Origin of the sequence: Variovorax sp. YR750 (assembly GCF_900109805.1) — a bacterium.
Taxonomy (GTDB): domain Bacteria; phylum Pseudomonadota; class Gammaproteobacteria; order Burkholderiales; family Burkholderiaceae_C; genus Variovorax; species Variovorax gossypii.
The window spans coordinates 266,639-284,816 of the sequence record NZ_FOBJ01000003.1 but is presented as its reverse complement, the minus strand read 5'-3'; the positions used below and the strand labels follow the sequence as shown (position 1 = coordinate 284,816).

18 protein-coding genes are annotated in these 18,178 nt (G+C 65.7%); 10 read left to right on the top strand and 8 right to left on the bottom strand.

Going from position 1 to position 18,178, the window contains the following annotated elements; genetic code table 11:
• Nucleotides 1-80: 80 nt before the first annotated feature.
• The 5 genes from gspK to gspG are packed head-to-tail and all read right to left on the bottom strand — an operon-like array spanning nt 81 to nt 3,114.
• Nucleotides 81-1,097, bottom strand: a complete 1,017-nt coding sequence (gspK, locus tag BMY35_RS07845; RefSeq protein ID WP_093196644.1) for a type II secretion system minor pseudopilin GspK — start codon at nt 1,095-1,097, stop codon at nt 81-83.
• Nucleotides 1,094-1,789 (bottom strand): PulJ/GspJ family protein, encoded by a 696-nt coding sequence (locus tag BMY35_RS07840; protein ID WP_093196642.1) that lies wholly within the window; start codon nt 1,787-1,789, stop codon nt 1,094-1,096. The genes gspK and BMY35_RS07840 overlap by 4 nt, the downstream gene beginning before the upstream one ends.
• Before the next feature lie 3 nt (nt 1,790-1,792).
• Nucleotides 1,793-2,182, bottom strand: a complete 390-nt coding sequence (gene gspI, locus BMY35_RS07835; protein ID WP_093196640.1) for a type II secretion system minor pseudopilin GspI — start codon at nt 2,180-2,182, stop codon at nt 1,793-1,795.
• A gap of 1 nt (nt 2,183) precedes the next feature.
• The gene (locus tag BMY35_RS07830) at nt 2,184-2,699 is read right to left on the bottom strand and encodes a prepilin-type N-terminal cleavage/methylation domain-containing protein (RefSeq protein ID WP_093196638.1); all 516 of its coding nucleotides are present in this window, start codon (nt 2,697-2,699) and stop codon (nt 2,184-2,186) included.
• Nucleotides 2,674-3,114 carry a type II secretion system major pseudopilin GspG gene (gene gspG, locus BMY35_RS07825; RefSeq protein ID WP_093196636.1) on the bottom strand — a complete coding sequence of 147 codons (441 nt, stop codon included), beginning with the start codon at nt 3,112-3,114 and terminating at the stop codon, nt 2,674-2,676. Before gspG ends, BMY35_RS07830 begins: the two co-directional genes overlap by 26 nt.
• Nucleotides 3,115-3,164: 50 nt before the next feature.
• Here gspG and BMY35_RS07820 point away from each other — a divergent pair, with 50 nt between their 5' ends.
• The gene (locus tag BMY35_RS07820) at nt 3,165-3,797 is read left to right on the top strand and encodes a hypothetical protein (protein ID WP_093196634.1); all 633 of its coding nucleotides are present in this window, start codon (nt 3,165-3,167) and stop codon (nt 3,795-3,797) included.
• Nucleotides 3,798-3,851: 54 nt separating this feature from the next.
• Here the strand turns inward: BMY35_RS07820 and ilvA are convergent, their stop codons facing one another.
• On the bottom strand, nt 3,852-5,468 hold the full coding sequence (gene ilvA, locus BMY35_RS07815; protein WP_093196632.1) for a threonine ammonia-lyase, biosynthetic: 1,617 nt from the start codon (nt 5,466-5,468) through the stop codon (nt 3,852-3,854).
• Nucleotides 5,469-5,518: 50 nt separating this feature from the next.
• Between ilvA and BMY35_RS07810 the strand changes: the two genes are divergently transcribed.
• Nucleotides 5,519-6,649 (top strand): hypothetical protein, encoded by a 1,131-nt coding sequence (locus tag BMY35_RS07810; RefSeq protein ID WP_093196630.1) that lies wholly within the window; start codon nt 5,519-5,521, stop codon nt 6,647-6,649.
• Nucleotides 6,650-6,767: 118 nt separating this feature from the next.
• Here BMY35_RS07810 and BMY35_RS07805 read toward each other — a convergent pair whose 3' ends face one another.
• On the bottom strand, nt 6,768-8,006 hold the full coding sequence (locus tag BMY35_RS07805) for a porin (RefSeq protein ID WP_093196628.1): 1,239 nt from the start codon (nt 8,004-8,006) through the stop codon (nt 6,768-6,770).
• Nucleotides 8,007-8,277: 271 nt separating this feature from the next.
• Between BMY35_RS07805 and BMY35_RS07800 the strand changes: the two genes are divergently transcribed.
• Nucleotides 8,278-8,727 carry an OsmC family protein gene (locus tag BMY35_RS07800; protein WP_093196626.1) on the top strand — a complete coding sequence of 150 codons (450 nt, stop codon included), beginning with the start codon at nt 8,278-8,280 and terminating at the stop codon, nt 8,725-8,727.
• A 10-nt stretch (nt 8,728-8,737) separates the two neighbouring features.
• On the opposite strand, the gene coq7 is transcribed toward BMY35_RS07800, so the two are convergent.
• The gene (gene coq7 / locus BMY35_RS07795; RefSeq protein ID WP_093196624.1) at nt 8,738-9,367 is read right to left on the bottom strand and encodes a 2-polyprenyl-3-methyl-6-methoxy-1,4-benzoquinone monooxygenase; all 630 of its coding nucleotides are present in this window, start codon (nt 9,365-9,367) and stop codon (nt 8,738-8,740) included.
• A 281-nt stretch (nt 9,368-9,648) separates the two neighbouring features.
• On the opposite strand from coq7, the gene BMY35_RS07790 reads away from it, so the two are divergent.
• From BMY35_RS07790 to BMY35_RS07760, 7 genes are all read left to right on the top strand, one after another.
• The gene (locus tag BMY35_RS07790; protein ID WP_093196622.1) at nt 9,649-10,911 is read left to right on the top strand and encodes a porin; all 1,263 of its coding nucleotides are present in this window, start codon (nt 9,649-9,651) and stop codon (nt 10,909-10,911) included.
• Nucleotides 10,912-11,095: 184 nt separating this feature from the next.
• Nucleotides 11,096-12,076, top strand: a complete 981-nt coding sequence (locus BMY35_RS07785; RefSeq protein WP_093196620.1) for an ABC transporter permease — start codon at nt 11,096-11,098, stop codon at nt 12,074-12,076.
• 1 nt (nt 12,077) lies between these two features.
• Nucleotides 12,078-13,349, top strand: a complete 1,272-nt coding sequence (locus BMY35_RS07780) for a M20 aminoacylase family protein (protein WP_093196618.1) — start codon at nt 12,078-12,080, stop codon at nt 13,347-13,349.
• 31 nt (nt 13,350-13,380) lie between these two features.
• Nucleotides 13,381-14,964 (top strand): ABC transporter substrate-binding protein, encoded by a 1,584-nt coding sequence (locus tag BMY35_RS07775; RefSeq protein WP_093196616.1) that lies wholly within the window; start codon nt 13,381-13,383, stop codon nt 14,962-14,964.
• A 166-nt stretch (nt 14,965-15,130) separates the two neighbouring features.
• Entirely contained in the window at nt 15,131-16,042 is a 912-nt protein-coding gene (locus tag BMY35_RS07770; protein ID WP_093196614.1) for an ABC transporter permease, read from the top strand.
• 32 nt (nt 16,043-16,074) lie between these two features.
• Nucleotides 16,075-17,145, top strand: coding sequence for an ABC transporter ATP-binding protein (locus BMY35_RS07765; RefSeq protein WP_093196612.1), 1,071 nt, complete (start codon nt 16,075-16,077; stop codon nt 17,143-17,145).
• Nucleotides 17,142-18,149 carry an ABC transporter ATP-binding protein gene (locus tag BMY35_RS07760; protein ID WP_093196610.1) on the top strand — a complete coding sequence of 336 codons (1,008 nt, stop codon included), beginning with the start codon at nt 17,142-17,144 and terminating at the stop codon, nt 18,147-18,149. The genes BMY35_RS07765 and BMY35_RS07760 overlap by 4 nt, the downstream gene beginning before the upstream one ends.
• The last annotated feature ends 29 nt before the right edge of the window (nt 18,150-18,178 follow it).

Genomic DNA, 18,178 nt, shown 5'->3' with positions numbered 1-18,178 from the left:
TGGCGCTCTGTTTTTCATAGCGTATCACGCTGATGTGACGCGCTCTGGAAGGCTTTTTGGCTACAAATAATGCATCGAAATCAGGGTTTGACCGGAGTGTTCGTTGCGCCGGCGCCGCGTGTGCGCCAGATCGTCGTCACCGTGACACCGCTTCGCTGTAGCAACGAGCGTTCCTCCACGTAGGTGCGATCGAGCCGCAGCTTGCCGTAGACCTCGAAGAACTGGGTGCCCACGCCGTGCTGGGCCGCGTTGAATGGGGCGGTGCCGCTGGGCAGCGCGGCATTGGCGGCGGCGATGTCCTTGAAGAAGGTGCGCGAGCGGCGGTCCACCAGCTGGCGCGCGCTCGCGATGTTGAGCGACTCCATGCTCGCGCTGATGGCCTCGGCGCTCGCGGTGTTGAGGTTGAGCGTGGTCTTCACCGGCAGGATCGTCACGTACGGCTCGAGCGCCGAGGCGGTGGAAGGTGAGAGGCCCAGCCACACCAGTTGCGAAACCTGCTGCGGCAGCAGCGGCGCGGCACCGGAATCGCCCCCATCGCCACCGCTGCCGCTGCCATCGGTCGAGGTGCCCGTGGCAAGGGCCGCCGCGAGGCGCGTGGTCATCAGGCTGAGTTCCGACACGGGCAGGCCCAGCAGGTTGAACAGCCGGGTGAAGGTGGCAACGCCCGCGGGCGACGGCTTGCCGTTGTCGACCAGCGCGAGCACGTTGAGCTTGGACTGCGCATCGACGATGCGGCCCGAGAGGAAGGCGTCGGGCAGTCCTTCGAGGTTGTCGCTGGCCACGTTCTTCTCGGCCGAGAGAAAGCTGTTGAGCCGCGCTTCCTCCAGCGGAACGGCCCAGGGCTCGCCCAGGTGGTCGGGGCCGCCGGCGCGGCCGTCCTCGCCGAGGATGAGGCGCGACCAGTCGAGCGCGCCGATCAGCACCCAGGCGGCCTGCACGCGTGCCCGCTCGGCGCCTTCGACCTCGGCCGAGCGCCACTGCTGCCACAACGCCGCGGCGGCGAAGGTGGCCACGAGCATCACGGTCAGCATCGCGGCGAGCAGGGCGGCGCCCGACTGGCGCCCTCCTTGCTGCTGCTTCTTGCTGTGCGCTGTCATGACGTCTTCGGCGCCCCCACGGTCGGCTTGACCCAGTCGCGCGTGAGCGTGCCCGAGAGGCCATCGCCCGGCGGCAGCGTGATGACGAGGCGCACGCCGTCGGGCATGGCGACGATGGGGCCCGAGGGGTTGTTGGGGTTGGGCTGGGTAGTGGGCAGCTGGCTGGCCGGCACCCAGCTGTTGTCGCGGAAGAAGAAGATCTGCCAGCTGTTGGCCGGCACCAGAGCCACGTCGCTGTAGCCGCCGTTCGAGCCCACGCCGCCGTCCTGCGCCCAGGCGGCCGCGAGGTTCCAGGCCTGCTGCCATTCGCCGCGCGTGGTGAACGGCAGCGATTGCCAGCGCCGCCAGCGCACGCCGTCGGGGCCGGACTTCAGCGTCCATGCCACCACCTGCACCGAAGGCGCCGTGTCGTCGCTGCCGCGGCGCGTGAGCCGCAGCACCCGGCCGTCCCAGTCGACGGGGCGGGTCTGCGCGAGCGTGGTCACTGCGTCGAGGTCGGCGCCCCATTGCGCGAGCGTGGCCTGCAGAGTGAGCACTGCATCGGCTCGCTGCTGGTTGTGCGTGGTGGCGCGCGACATGCTCTCGAGCCCGCGCCAGCTCACGAGCGAGAGCAGCGCCATCACCGCGATGGCGACGAGCAGCTCGATCAGCGTGAAGCCGCGTGCGGCGCGAACGCCAGCGTGTTGCCGCATCGATCAGTACCTCCCCACCACGGTGGAGATGCGCAGGATCGGCCAGTCGGCCTCGTCGCGCACCTGCACGTCGACGCGCCGGAAGTTCGGGTTGAGCGTCGGGATGGTCGAGGTGGTCACGTTGAACGAGACGCCGGCCTGCAGGCAGATGGACCCGGAGTCGCCCACCGCCGGCATCTGCCTCGAGAGGCGGGCCTTGGCGAGCTCGTTCTCGGCGCACAGGTCGGCCAGCACGAGGTCGGACTGGCGCTGCGCGTTGCGCGTGAGCGACATGGTGGCCTGGGAGCCCGCGGCCAGCGCGATCGCGACGATGCCGAGCGCGATCAGCACTTCGATCAGCGTGAAGCCGCCGATGCGCGAGGGCGAAGCAGGAGGGCGTCGTCGTGCGCTCATGTCACTGGACCGCCGAGACGGTGAAGGGACGCACCCCATCGGTCGAGACGCGCAGCGCCCGCGCGGGCGGTCCGGCGGAATGGAGCATGACCTGCTGCGCCGCGATGATGGGGTCGGGCCCGAGCTGCAGCGCGGGAACCAGCGTGCCGTTGGCGAGCGAGGCCTGCGCGGTGATGCCCTCGGCGGCCCAGCCATCGGGCAGCGAGCCGGGCAGGAGGCCGTCGAACCTGAAGCTGCCCTCGACCGGCCGCCACCTCACCACGATGCCGCTGGCGCGCGACTGGGCGCGGGCTGATTCGAGCAGGGCCGCGAGGCGGTCGGCCTCGCGGTCGAGGTTGGCGGCGCTGGTGTCGCGTATGGCGAAGCTCACGGCGGCGGTGGCGATCGCGATGATTGCGATCACCACGATCAGCTCCAGCAGCGTGAAGCCGCCGGCCCGGTGGTGGCGCTGGGAGCGTGGCTGCGGGTTGTCGGGCGGCGAGCCCTTGCCGCTATTGCCAGCTGCCGATGTCGGCATTCTTGCCCTCGCCGCCGCTCTGGCCGTCGGCGCCGAACGAGAACACGTCGATCTCGCCCTTGATGCCAGGGTTCATGTACTGGTACGGATGGCCCCAGGGGTCGTTGGGCAGCTTCTCGACGTAGGCCTTCCAGTTGGGCGCGGCCGGGCCGGCGGTGGGGCGCGTGAGCAGCGCCTGCAGGCCCTGCTCGGCGGTGGGGTAGCGCTGGTTGTCCAGGCGGTAGAGCTTGAGCGCCTGCATCAGGTTGTTGATGTCGGTCCGGGCTGCCGTCACGCGGGCGTCGTCGGCGCGCTCGATCACGTTCGGCACGATGAGCGCCGCCAGCACGCCGATGATGACCAGCACCACCATCAGTTCGATCAGCGTGAAGCCGCGTTGGGCGGTACGGGTAGCGGCACGGAGGAATTTGTTCATAGCTTGTGCGGACATGATTCGGAAGGCGCGCTGCATGATAATCCGCGGCCATGACAAGTCCTTACTCCGCAGCCCGCTGGCATGCCCCACTTGCAACGACGGGGCTTTGGGCGCTGGCGGCCGGTGCCGCGGTGTTCTGGGCGCTTCGCCTGGCCTCGCCGACCGACGTGGTCGCGGCGGCTGCGACGATGCCCCGGCCTTCGGTGGCGGCGGACTCGGACTCGGTGGCGCGGCTGCTGGGCGTGCTGCCCGCCTCCCGCACGGCACCCGTCGCCCCGGAGGCGGCCAGCCGCTTCGCGCTGTCGGGCGTGGTGGCGGACCCTTCGAAGCAGGGTGCCGCACTGATTTCCATCGATGGCAAGCCGCCGCGGCCTTTCCGTGTCGGCTCGACGATCGGCGAGAGCTATGTGCTGCAGTCGGTGGGCCTGCGCTCCGCGACGATCGGCATGCAGGTCGACGGGCCGGCGGCTTTCACGCTGCAGCTGCCGGTGCGCGCGCCGATCAGCGTTTCGAGCCCGGCGATGCCGATGACCGCTCCGGCCGGGCCCTTGCCGGCGACGATGCCGGCCGTGGCTGCTCCGCCGCAAATGCCTCCGCAGCAGATGCAGCCACCGCAGTCCGGTAGCCTGTTGCAGCAATCGACGGCGACGGAGCCTCCGCCGCAACAAGCTGTCGCCCAGTAGGCAGCAGTCTCCCGATGAAGGATGGAAGCCGGCCTTGCGCCGGCTTCTGCTTTTTCAGGCCTGCAGGAAGAGCCGGTACGCCGGGTTGGCGGTCTCCTCCACGTAGGGATAGCCCAGCGTCTTGAGGAAGGCGTCGAACTCGGCGGATTCGGCGGCCGGTACCTGCAGGCCGACGAGGATGCGGCCGTAGTCGGCGCCCTGGTTGCGGTAGTGGAACAGGCTGATGTTCCAGCTCGGCTGCATCAGGCTCAGGAACTTGAGCAGCGCGCCCGGCCGCTCGGGGAACACGAAGCGCAGCAGGCGTTCGTCGTGCGCGAGGCCGGTGCGGCCGCCCACGAGGTGGCGCAGATGCTCCTTCGCGAGTTCATCGTGCGTGAGGTCGAGCGCATCGAACCCGTGCTCGTTGAAAGTCCGCGCTATGACGGCCGATTCGCCGCGCGTCGAGGTCGTGAGGCCGACGAACACATGGGCCTTCGCCGCATCGCTGATGCGGTAGTTGAACTCGGTCACGTTGCGCAGTGCGCCGCCGCCGGTGCCTGGAGCTTCCGAATCGCTCGCGGGCATCTCGCCGATCAGTTCGCAGAAGCGGCGGAAGCTGCCGCGCTCTTCAGGGATGGTGACGGCGAACAGCGCCTCGCGCTCCTCGCCGACCTCGGCGCGTTCGGCGACAAAACGCAGCCGGTCGAAGTTCATGTTCGCGCCGCACAGGATCGCCGCGTAGGTCTCGCCATGACGGCCGTGCTGGGCGACGTATTCCTTGATGGCAGCAACCGCCAGCGCACCGGCGGGTTCGACGATGCTGCGCGTGTCCACGAAGATGTCCTTGATGGCGGCGCAAACGGCGTCGGTGTCGACGGCGATGTAGTCGTCGACCAGGTCGCTCGCGATGCGGAAGGTTTCCTCGCCGACGAGCTTGACTGCAGTGCCGTCCGAGAACAGGCCGACGTCGGGGAGGTTCACGCGCTGATGCGCCGCGACCGATTGCATCATCGCGTCGGAGTCGTTCATCTGCACGCCGATCACCTTGACCTCGGGGCGCACGGCCTTGATGTAGTTGGCGACGCCGGAGATCAGGCCGCCTCCGCCGATCGCGACGAACACCGCGTCGAGCGGGCCTTGATGCTGTCGAAGGATTTCCATGGCGATGGTGCCTTGGCCAGCGATGACATCGGGATCGTCGAAAGGATGAACGAAGGTCAGGTTCTGCTTCGTCTGCAATTCGAGCGCGTGCAGATAGGCATCCGAATAGCTGTCGCCATGCAGCACGATTTCTCCGCCGAAACCACGCACCGCATCGATTTTCAGTTTGGGTGTTGTCACCGGCATCACGATCACGGCGCGCGTACCCAGCTTGCGTGCGCCCAATGCAACGCCTTGCGCGTGATTGCCTGCAGACGCGCAAATCACGCCGCTCGCCAATTGCGCGGGACTCAAATGCGCCATCTTGTTATAGGCACCGCGAAGCTTGAAGCTGAAGACCGGTTGCTGGTCTTCGCGCTTCAATAGAACGGTGCTGCCGAGCCGTTCGCTAAGGGCGCGTGCCTTCTCGAGTGCGGACTCGACAGCAACGTCGTAGACCCGGGCGTTAAGTATTTTTCTGAGATAGTCGGCGGGCGTCAGCGCTGTTTTAAGAGGTGCGTTTTGCACGATTTTTTCCAAGGGAGTTTTCATTTGCTAACTGCCGATGATAAGAGGCATCGAGATTGCATGCGAGATATGACATGGACACAAATGTCATAAACCTCTTCAACAAAGCCCCAGCTGCAAATGATTCGGGATTTTTTGGACGCAGCTATCCCGCGATTCATCCGACCGCCGATCAAATTACAAATGAGCAGAATCTGTTATCAATTTCTGTCAGGGACCTTTCGAAGAGGCTGATGCAAGCGGAGGCCGCGCGCGTTCAGCGAAAGGAAATTGGGCGTGCCACATGGCAGGTGATGGGCAACAGATTGCGCGCGCACATCGTTCCGTTGCTGGGCGATGTGCCGGCGCAGTCGTTTGCAACGGCCGATGCGCAACGCTTGATTGATCACCTCGGCGAGCAGGGCTTCACGAGCACGACGATTGCCCAGTACCTGGTGCTGTTGCGCAAGGTCGTGATGCATGGCGTGCACATCGGTGTGCTTCGCGATGCGCCTGCGTTTCCGAAGGTCAAGGTACGTAGCCAGCCGCGCGGCAGCTTCAGCGTTGCGGAGTACCGCTCTATCATCAGGACCGCGCGCAGCTTGCGCGGACACTCGCATCCGGTGCTCGATCAACTCGGAGCGGGCGAGCGTTTCTGGATTGCGCGCGAGCTGCTCGTGATGCCGGACGAACTGCCCTGGCTTGTCCGATGGATGGTCAACACTTTCGTGCGTCCGAGCGACATCAAGTTCATGAAGCACAAACACATCGAGGTCGTGCGCGGCAAGCATGTCTATCTGCGGATGAACCTGCCAGAGACCAAGAGACACAGTCAGCCCATCGTGAGCCTGTGCCCAGCTGTACGGGTCTATGAATGTCTGCTCGCCTATCGTGAAGAGCACGGATACGGTGGAGCGGAAGACTATGTCTTCATGCCGCAGTTGAAGAACCGCGAACACGCGCTCGCGGTGCTCAACTTCTTCTTTCACTGGGTGCTCGAGAAGGCAGGGCTCGAAAAGGGACCACTGGGTCAATCGAGGACGCTGTACTGCCTGCGCCATACCGCGATCACGCTGCGGCTTTTGTACGGGCAAGGTATCGACATGTTGACCTTGGCACGCAATGCGCGCACGAGCGTCAACATGGTCGAGCGTTTCTACGCATCGGTGTTGAGCGGAGAAATGAATGTGGGGTTGCTGCAGAGCCGGCGCAGCCGGGCGAGCTGAAGGGCAGAAAGAGAAAAAAGCCGCCCGGCATTGGCCGGGCGACTTGAGGCTTTGTTGCCGCGTCGAACTGGCGAGAGCCAGCATCGGGGTCAAACAGAAAGCGTGAAAGGCACGACGATCAGAAGGCGTGGCGAATGCCGAAGTCGTAGCCCGTCGAGGTCTTCGGCGTGAACACGCCTTCCGAGGCCTTGTAGAAACCCGGGCCGCCTACCGTCAGCGCTGCACCGTTCTTGTTGCTGACGCGAGCGATCGTTGCGTAGAGGGCCGTGCGCTTGGACAGGTTGTGCACGTAGCCCAGGGCCAGCTTGTTGGCTCTCGGATCCGCTGCTCGCGGCGTGAAGAGGACGGCGGGTCGGTTGTAGTCGTACTTGACGGCCGAGTAGGAAGCACGAATGAGCCCTGCGCCGACGGGTACGGTGACGCCGAGCAGGTAGCCATTCAGGTCCACGTCAGGGCGAGCTCCGGTGACGGGCGTGACCTCGTAGTCGCGCGAGTTCTTGGCGCGCGACAGTTCGCCGAACAGCTTCACAGGACCGAAGTCGTACGAAGCGCCCAGGTTGAAGGTCTTTACCGAGTCGGTGGTGCCTGCGTAGTACTGATCGGCAACCGTGCTGTTGCCGTAAGACACAGCCACGTCCAGAGGGCCGTTCGCATAGCCGAAGCGCCCACCGATGTAGCGGCCCGCGCGGCTCTTCGAAGTTGCGCTGTCCTTGGGGGTGAAGCCGCCATTGCTGTACTTGTCGTTCTCGTGGAACGCGTACATCACCTGACCATAGAAGCCGCCGAGGTTGGATGGCAGGAAGTAGCCGATCGAGTTGCTGGCGCGGGCATAGTTCTGGTTACCGCCGAAGCCGCCGGTGTCCTTGGCTCCGTAGGTGTCGGCATTGAAGCCGTTGGCCGTGTTGATCAGGTTGGCGCCGACGCCGTTGGTGCCGAACGGGTCGAACACGGTGTCGTTCCAGAACGTCGGGGTGTAGTCGCGGCCCAGTCGGATTTCGCCGAAGCCACCCGACAGGCTCACGGTGGAACGACGTACGAAGCTGGCAACGCCGGTGGCGCCGTCGTCGTTGGTGATGGGGGCTTCGAGCCAGAAGCTGGCTGCCAGACCGCCACCCAGGTCTTCCGTGCCGCGGAAGCCCAGGCGGCTGGAGTTGTAGCCGGAGTTGGCCAGCGCGGTGCGGCGAACCTTTACGCTGCCCTGGTTCGTATAGGTGGGAGCGCCGAAGCTGTTGCGCAGGACGGTAGGCTTCAGGTCGCGCGAGCTGGACGAGTAACCGCTGATCGACGCGTCGACCACACCAAACAGCGTGACGGACGACTGAGCCGAGGCAACACCGGCAACAGCCAGGGCAGCCAGAGCAACTGCCCTTCCGGTGCGGAAACTAGAGTGGTTTCCGGGGCGGTCGGAGTGGTCCGGGCAGAAAAAAGCCCCGAGCTTTGCAGCTCGGGGCTAAATCCACCAATTGGAAGGGTGGAGGAGACAACTGGGTGCGCATACGTTTGCGCAATGAAATAAAGTATATCGGCTGTTTGTTGCGTTGCAACAAGCGAGTGATGCTTTTCCCACACATAAATGGATGCTGGCGTGCATTTTGCCCTGCATCCCACACCTGGAAGCCCGAAAAACCATGGAATGCACAGTAAGTTGGACCGGAGACGCAGGCACGCGATCGGCCATGGGCTTTGTTGCCGAGACCGGTAGCGGCCACGTCCTGATGATGGATGGCGCCCCTGACGCCGCGAAACCCGAGAACGGCGGCCAGAATCTTGCGGCAAGGCCGATGGAGACAGTCCTGGCTGGTACCGGGGGGTGCACCGCCTATGACGTCGTGCTCATCCTGAAGCGCGGGCGGCATCGCGTCGAGCGCTGCAGCGTCAAGCTGACCAGCGAGCGCGCCGAAAAAGACCCCAAGGTCTTCACGAAGATCCACATGCATTTCACCGTGGCGGGCAAGGGGATTCCGACTTCGGCCGTGGAACGCGCGATTGCCTTGAGCCACGAAACCTACTGCTCCGCCAGCATCATGCTGGCGAAGACGGCCGAGATCACCACCAGTTTCGACCTGATCGAAACCTGAGCCGGGCGGTCTAGATGCGGTGCGCCAGCGTGGTCATCACGCGGGACGCCACTCGCATCAGTGCCTTGGCCGGCGCCGGGAGTTCCGCCGCGCCGGCGTCGACGGCCTGGGATGCGTGGCGGGCTTCGTCGAGCTTCATCTGCTCCACAACCGCCCTGGATGAACTGTCCCCGGGTGGGAGGCGGTCGAGATGGCTGTCCAGATGGGCCTCCACCTGGCGCTCGGTTTCCGCGACGAACCCCAGGCTCAGCGGATCCCCGAGACGGCCCGCGACCAGGCCGAGGCCGAAAGCGCCTGCATACCAGAGTGGATTCAGGATCGACGGGCGGGCGCCCAACTCATCCAGTCGCTGCCGGGTCCATGCGAGGTGATCTGTTTCTTCGTGTGCCGCCTCCATGAAGTGAGCGCGCAGTGCCGGATCGCGTGCCACGGCCGCCTGGGCCGTGTAAAGCGCCTGGGCGCAGACCTCGCCGACATGATTCACTCGCATCAGCGCCCCGGCTTCCCGGCGATCTGCCTCGCTCAACTCGCCCGTTGCCTGGGAGGGGGCAGGAGTCGCCCGGGTTGCATGGGGACGGGCAAAAAGCGTGCGCAACGCCGAGTCCGCCGCGGTCAGAACTGAGTCGATCATGAGCGTCATGGGGCTATTTGAACGCACACGCGAAATGCCTCGCCGCAGCCCATGATTTTTCACATTGTGGTGTTTTGCGGGGCATAAGTCCTTTGTTGCAGGCGTGCAACGAAACGCGAGGGCCATCCAAGATTTCGGGCGATTTGTTTTGCCCTGCCGCAGCGGCTCTGGTGCAATAGCATCAACTTCCCAAAAGGAGGTTGGCCCGGGGTCCGGTGGGAGCACAAAAGTGCCAGTCACGGTGAGCCCTTCGCACCGGAGCCCTATGTTTAACCTTGGAGAAACTTGCAATGAAAAAATCTCTAGTTGCTCTGGCTGCCCTGGCTGTTGCCGGTGTTGCCTCGGCTCAGTCGTCCGTCACGCTGTTTGGTGTGGTCGACGCGTCGATCAGCGGCTACTCGAACACCGCGCGCGACAACCGCGCGACCGTTTTCCCCAACGCCTTCGGCATTCCCGTCTACCTGAACCAAGGTTCGGTCAAGACCAGCAGCCGTGGGCTGGCTAACTCGGGTTACAACTCGAGCCGTCTGGGCTTCCGTGGTACGGAAGACCTGGGTGGTGGCCTGGCAGCCAGCTTCTGGCTCGAAGCTCCGATCTCCAATGACGACGGCCAGCAAGGTATCGCGACGTTCGCTCGTCGTTCGACCGTGAGCCTGTCGGGCGGTTTCGGTGAAATCCGTCTGGGCCGTGATTACACCCCGACGTTCTGGAACGACACCGTGTTCGATCCGTTCGGTACCAACGGCGTTGGTACCAACCTGATCTCGACGGCCAACACCCCGTTCGGTAATTTCGGCACCCCCGCAGCTTCGACCGGCGCGTTCACCAACGTCGGCACCAGCAACTACGTTCGCGCCAGCAACTCGATCGGCTACTTCCTGCCGCCGAACCTCGGTGGTTTCTATGGCCAGGTTCAGTACGCCTTCGCCGAGAAGACCAAGTACAGCTCGGGCATCTACACGCCTGACGTTGCTAACAGCCAGCGCCAAGGCCGTTACATCGGTGGCCGCTTCGGCTACGCAAACGGTCCTCTGGACGTTGCACTGGCTTACGGCAGCAGCACGGTTGGCGACAACTACTACGCTGGCACGACCACCAAGGTCAACACCCTGAACCTGGGCGCTTCGTATGACTTCGGTCCCGTGAAGCTGTTCGGTGAACTGTCGAAGGCCAAGAACAAGATCGACTACGAAGTGACCCCGCTGGCTGGCGGCCGTCCCGACATCGATCTGACCGGCTACCTGCTCGGCGTGACCGTGCCGGTCGGCGCTGGCCTGATCCGCGCTTCGTGGTCGCACGTCAAGTACGACACGAACCAGCCGTTCAACCCGTTCGCTGTGAACAACGCCGATCCGAAGGCTAACAAGATCGCCCTGGGCTACGTGCACAACCTGTCGAAGCGTACGGCTCTGTACGCAACGATCGCTCGCGTCAGCAACAAGAACGGTGCTGGCCTGACCGTTGGCGGCCCGTCGTTCTACAACAACACCGCTGGCGCCTTCACCCCGAAGAGCTCCACCGGCTACGACTTCGGTATCCGTCACGCTTTCTAATCTGACGCTGGCGCAAGCCAGCTTCTGGTGAAAAGCTCGAAAGCCACTCGACGAAAGTCGAGTGGCTTTTTTTCGTCCTGCCCCGAGCCGTATCCCCCGGGAAAGCACGATGCGCACCCCCGGGGAACCACCGTGCGGGCACGCACCTTGCACTGCTAGCATGCCCGTTCACTTTGCTTGCTGAATGATTGCCTTTGTACTGCGCCGCCTGATCCAGGCCGTGATCGTGATGATCGCGGTCGCGTTCATCGCCTTCCTCCTTTTCCAATACGTCGGCGATCCCGTCGTGTTCCTTCTTGGCCAGGATGCCAAGCCCGAGCAGATCCGCGAACTGCGCGCCGCATTGGGGCTCGACCAACCCTTCTTCGTGCAGTTCTGGCACTTTCTCGTGAACGCGGCGCAGGGCGAGTTCGGCCTGAGCCTGCGCCAGGGCGCGAAGGTGTCGCGACTGATCGGCGAGCGCTTCCCCGCCACGCTCGAGCTCGCGCTGGTCGCCGCAGTGCTGGCGCTCTTCATCGGTATTCCGATGGGCGTCTACACCGCGCTGCGCCGCGGCACCTTCATGAGCCAGGTGTTCATGACCGTGTCGCTGCTTGGCGTGTCGCTGCCGACCTTCCTGATCGGCATCCTGCTGATCCTCGTCTTCGCCGTCACGCTGGGCTGGTTCCCGAGCTTCGGCCGGGGCGACACGGTGAAGATCGGCTGGTGGACCAGCGGCCTGTTCAGCGCCGACGGCTGGCAGCACATCGTGCTGCCGGCGGTGACGCTGGCGATCTTCCAGCTCACGCTGATCATGCGGCTGGTGCGCGCCGAGATGCTCGAGGTGCTGCGCACCGACTACATCAAGTTCGCGCGTGCACGCGGTCTCTCGAACCGTGCCATCCACTTCGGCCATGCGCTCAAGAACACGCTGGTGCCCGTGATGACCATCACCGGCCTGCAGCTCGGCGGCCTGATTGCCTTCGCCATCATCACCGAGTCGGTGTTCCAGTGGCCCGGCATGGGCCTGCTCTTCATCCAGGCCGTGACCTTCGCCGACATCCCGGTGATGGCCGCCTACCTCTGCCTCATCGCCCTGATCTTCGTGGTGATCAACCTCGTGGTCGACCTGCTGTATTTCGTGGTCGATCCGCGCCTGCGCGTCGGCAAGGCGGGAGGGCACTGACATGGCGGCAGCCACGCCCATGGTTCCGCGACTGAAGGCCTCCGGCCGCGCGTTCGCGCACATCGCGAACTTCTATCCCGAGATCACAGCCTTCCGCCGCGACCTGCACGCCCACCCCGAGCTCGGCTTCGAGGAGGTCTACACCTCCGGCCGCGTGCGCGAGGCGCTGCGCGCCTGCGGCGTCGACGAGATCCACGAAGGCATCGGCAAGACCGGCGTGGTCGGTGTCATCCGCGGCCGTTCGACGGCCAGCGGCCGCATGATCGGCCTGCGCGCCGACATGGACGCGCTGCCCATGCGCGAGGACAACGACTTCGGCTGGCGCTCCGCCTGCGACGGCCTCATGCACGGCTGCGGTCACGACGGCCACACCGCCATGCTGGTCGGCGCCGCGCGCTACCTGGCCGAGACGCGCGACTTCGACGGCACGACAGTGCTCATCTTCCAGCCCGGCGAAGAAGGCTTCGCCGGCGCGCGCGTGATGATCGAGGACGGCCTGTTCGACCGCTTCCCGGTCGACGCCGTCTACGCGATGCACAACTGGCCCGCCATGCCGGCCGGCACCGTCGGCATCAACCGCGGCGCGATGATGGCCGCGGCCGACCGCATCACCATCGAGATCAAGGGCAAGGGCGGCCACGGCGCGCACGCCTACCAGACCGTCGACCCGGTGATCGTCGCGGCGCACATCATCACCGCGGCCCAGACCATCGTCTCGCGCAACGTGCGTCCGATCGACGCGGCCGTCATCAGCATCTGCGCGATGCAGGCGGGCGACCTCGGCGCGATGAGCGTGGTGCCCGGAGAGGCAACACTGGTCGGCACCGTGCGCACCTTCAGCTCGCGCGTACAGGCGCAGGTCGAGCAGCGGCTCAACGAGCTGTGCACCGCCATCGCCTCGGGCTTTGGCGCCACGGCCAGCATCAAGTACGAACGCATCTATCCGGCCACCATCAACACCGCGCCCGAGGCGATGTTCGCGGCCGACGTGGCCGAGTCGCTGGTCGGTGCGCGCAACGTCGAGCGCAGCATGGAGCCCAGCATGGGCGCCGAAGACTTCTCTTTCATGCTGCAGAAGAAGGCCGGCGCCTACCTGCGCATCGGCCAGGACGTGCGCGAGGGCGCGTACCTGCACAACAGCCGCTACGACTTCAATGACGAGATCCTGCCGCTAGGCGCCGCGCTGCATGCCGGCCTGATCGAGCAGGGCATGCCGCTTGCCGCTACCCGCGGTGCGCAGCCAGGGAAAGCCGCCGCCACCGCGGTGACGTGATTTGTTTGATTCCAACCCGAGGAGTGTTCCCATGAGTTTCAAGAAGAATGTGGCCGCGGCCGCCGTTTTGTGCGCCTTGAGCGCCGTCAGCATGGTCGCCGGCGCGCAGACCATCCGCATCGCGAACCAGGGGGACGCGCTATCGCTGGACCCGCACTCGCTCAACGAGTCGCTGCAGCTGAGCGTCACGGCCAACGTCTATGAAACCCTCGTGGGACGCAACAAGGACCTGAGCCTTGCCCCCCTGCTGGCCACCAGCTGGAAGCAGACCTCGCCGAACGTGTGGCGCTTCGAACTGCGCAAGGGCGTGGTGTTCCACGACGGCACGCCGTTCACCGCCGACGACGTGGTGTTCAGCTTCGCCCGCGCCCAGGGCGACGGCTCCGACTTGCGAGCCACGCTCAGCGACATCAAGGCCGTGCGCAAGGTCGGCGACCTCGCCGTCGAGATCGAGACCAACGGTCCGTTCCCCATCCTGCCCGACGTGATCTCGCTCACCATGATCATGAGCAAGAAATGGTGCGAGGAAAACCAGGCCACCAAGCCCGTCGACCGCCGCAAGGGCATCGAGAACACGGCCTCGTTCAAGGCCAACGGCACCGGTCCGTTCCGCGTGCGCGAGCGCCAGCCGAACGTGCGCACCGTGTTCACGCGCAACGGCACCTACTGGGGCAAGATCGAAGGCAACGCGCAGGAGATCGTCTTCACGCCCATCGCCAACCCCGCCACCCGCGTGGCCGCGCTGGTCTCCGGCGAAGTCGACGTGATGGAACCGGTGCCGGTGCAGGACATCGCCCGCATCAACGCCGCGCCCAACGCCCGCGTGATCACCGGCCCCGAGCTGCGCACCATCTTCCTGGGCATGGACCAGAAGCGCGACGAGCTGCAGTACTCGAACATCAAGGGCAAGAACCCGTTCAAGGACAAGCGTGTTCGCCAGGCCTTCTATCAGGCCATCGACATCGCCGGCATCCAGCGCACCGTGATGCGCGGCGCCTCGCGTCCCACCGGCCTGCTGGTCGGCCCCGGCATCAACGGCTGGAGCGCCGAGCAGGACAAGCGCCTGCCCTTCGACGTCGATGCCGCCAAGAAGCTGCTGACCGAAGCCGGCTACCCCAACGGCTTCGAGGTGTCGCTCAACTGCCCGAACGACCGCTACGTGAACGACGGCCAGATCTGCCAGAGCGTGGCCTCCAACCTCGCGAAGATCGGCGTGAAGATCAACCTCGTGGCCGAGACCAAGGGCACCTACTTCCCGAAGGTGCTGCGTCGCGACACCAGCTTCTACATGCTGGGCTGGACCCCGACCACCTACGACGCGCACAACGCGCTGAGCTCGCTCACCTCCTGCCCCGACGACAAGGGCACTGGCCAGTTCAACCTGGGCGCCTACTGCAACCCCAAGCTCGACGAGCTGACCAAGAAGATCCAGTCGGAAACCGACAAGACCAAGCGCAACGAGATGATCAAGGAGGCTTTCAAGCTCCACTCCGACGACATCGGCCACCTGCCGCTGCACCAGCAGTCGCTGGCCTGGGGCGTGAGCAAGAAGGTCGAGCTGGTGCAACTGGCCGACAACTTCATGTACTTCAAGTGGATGAGCATCAAGCCCTGATGCCGCCGGCCGCTTGCTGGTTGAACAGGGCGGCCTGACCATGGGCCCGCTTCTTGCGGGCCCATTCCTTTTGCTTCACGATGAAAAATAACCCCCACGCTCCCCTTGCTGCGCAAGGTCCGCTGCCCCCCGAGGGGGCAGCTTTTCATCTTGGGGCGGCCCGGCGATGAAAAAAACACTCGCCCGTTGGCTCGACAGCGATGTCGGCTACAGCTTTCGCACATCGCCCGTGGCCATGGCCGCGGCGGTGATCGCGCTGGTCTGCGTGTTCTGCGCGGTGTTCGCAGGATGGGTCTCTCCGCACAACCCCTTCGACCTCGCCACCCTGGAACTCGGCGACGCGCGGCTACCGCCCGCATGGAGCGCTGAAGGCTCCTCCAAGTACCTGCTCGGCACCGACGACCAGGGCCGCGACATCCTGTCAGCCGTCATCTACGGCGCGCGCATCTCGCTGATCGTCGGCCTGGTGTCGGTGGTGTTGTCGGTGGTGGTCGGCGTGGTGCTGGGGCTGCTGGCCGGCTTCTTCGGCGGCTGGCTCGATTCCTTCCTCATGCGCGTGTGCGACGTGATGCTGTCGTTTCCGCCCATCCTGGTGGCGCTGCTCATCGCGGGCGTCGGCCGGGCGCTCTTTCCCGGCGCGCACGAATCGCTGGCCTTCGGCGTGCTGATCATCTCCATCTCGCTGACCGGCTGGGTGCAGTACGCGCGCACGGTGCGCGGCTCCACGCTGGTGGAGCGCAACAAGGAATATGTGCAGGCCGCGCGCGTCACCGGCGTGGCGCCGCTGCGCATCATGCTGCGCCACGTGCTGCCCAACGTGCTGGGGCCGGTGACCGTGCTCGCCACGATCCAGGTGGCCACGGCCATCATCACCGAGGCCACGCTGTCCTTCCTCGGCGTCGGCGTGCCGCCCACTTCGCCTTCGCTGGGCACGCTCATCAGCATCGGCAACCAGTACCTGTTCTCGGGCGAATGGTGGATCACGGTGTTTCCGGGCCTGATGCTGGTGCTCATCGCGCTCAGCGTGAACCTGCTCGGCGACTGGCTGCGCGACGCGCTCAACCCGCGCCTGCGCTGAAGAGACAGAAGAAAGATAAGGAGAACGCCACCATGACGCTGCTCCAGGTCAAAGACCTCGTCGTCGAATTCCCGAACCGCCGGGGCACGCTGCGCGCGCTCGACCGCATTTCCTTCGACATCGCGCCGGGCGAAATCCTCGGCGTGGTGGGCGAATCGGGCGCCGGCAAGTCGCTCACGGGCGCGGCCATCATCGGCCTGCTCGAGCCGCCGGGCCGCGTGGCCGGCGGAGAGATCCTGCTGGAGGGCCAGCGTATCGACAACCTCGGCTTCGAGGCGATGCGGCCCATCCGCGGGCGCAAGATCGGCGCGATCTTTCAAGACCCGCTGACTTCGCTGAACCCGCTCTACACCGTGGGCCGGCAGCTGGTCGAAACCATCCGCTCCCACCTGCCGGTGAACGAGTCCGAGGCGCGCAAGCGGGCCATCGGCCTGCTGCAGGACACCGGCATTCCCGCCGCCGAGCAGCGTATCGACCACTTTCCGCACCAGTTCTCCGGCGGCATGCGGCAGCGCGTGGTGATCGCGCTGGCGCTCGCGGCCGAGCCAAAGCTCATCGTGGCCGACGAGCCGACCACCGCGCTCGACGTGTCGATCCAGGCGCAGATCATCCAGCTGCTCAAGCAGGTCTGCAAGGAACGCGGCGCGGCGGTGATGCTGATCACGCACGACATGGGCGTGATCGCCGAAACCTGTGACCGCGTGGCCGTGATGTATGCCGGCCGCATCGCGGAGATCGGCCCGGTGCACGAAGTGATCCACCAGCCCGCGCACCCCTACACCTCGGGCCTGATGGGCTCGATTCCCGACATGACCAGCGACCGCGAGCGGCTCAACCAGATCGATGGCGCGATGCCGCGGCTCAACGCCATCCCGACGGGCTGCGCCTACAACCCGCGCTGCCCGCGCACCTTCGCGCGCTGCCTCGTCGAGCGGCCCGAACTCATGCATGCCGGTGCCACGCGCGCCGCCTGCTGGCTGCACGACGCGGCCGACCCGCACGCGGGCCAGGCCGAGATCGCCGCGAGGCACCACGACGCGCTGGCGGCCGGCGAGCGCGCCACGCCCGAGGCGGCCGAACCCATTGTGGAGGTGACGCGATGAACGCCGTGGCAAGCGAACCGCTCGTCGTCGCCCAGGACCTCGCGCGCACCTTCGACGTTTCCCCGCCCTGGCTCAACCGCGTACTCGAGCGCAAGCCGCGCGTGCTGCTGCACGCGGTGGACGGCGTGAGCTTCTCCATCGAGCGCGGCAAGACGCTGGCGCTGGTGGGCGAATCGGGCTGCGGCAAGAGCACGGTGGCGCGGCTGCTGGTGGGCCTGTATGCGCCCACGCGCGGCGGCCTGACCTTCGACGGGCAGGACGCGCACGCCGCGTTCAAGACCCCCGAGGGCCGCAAACTGCGCCGCCGCATCCAGATGATCTTCCAGGACCCCTACGCGAGCCTCAACCCGCGCTGGATCGTCGAAGACATCATCGGCGAGCCGCTGCGCGAGCACGACATCCTGAGCGACAAGGCAGCGCTGCGCGAGCGCGTGGGCGAGCTGCTCAAGTCGGTCGGCCTGTCGCCGCTGGACATGAGCAAGTACCCGCACCAGTTCTCGGGCGGCCAGCGCCAGCGCATCTCCATCGCGCGCGCGCTCACCACGCAGCCCGAGTTCCTGGTGTGCGACGAGCCCACCTCGGCGCTCGACGTGAGCGTGCAGGCGCAGGTGCTCAACATCATGAAGGACCTGCAGCGCGAGCGGGGCCTGACCTACCTTTTCATCTCGCACAACCTCGCGGTGGTGCGCCACGTGGCCGACCAGGTCGGCGTGATGTACCTGGGCCGGCTGGTCGAGGTGGCCGACAAGCAGAAGCTGTTCGCGGAACCGCAGCATCCGTACACCCGCATGCTGCTCGACGCCATTCCGCAGATGAAGCACACGGGCCGTTCGCGCACGCCCGTGCAGGGCGAGGTGCCCAATCCGCTGAATCCGCCCACGGGCTGCGCCTTTCACCCGCGCTGCCCGCACGCGAATGCGCGCTGCTCTTCCGAGCGGCCGAAGCTGCTGAGCCTCAAGGGCGTGCAGGTGGCCTGCCACGCGGTCGAGGAGGGGCGCATCTAGCGTGCGCTGATCCGAGCCGTTGCCCGATC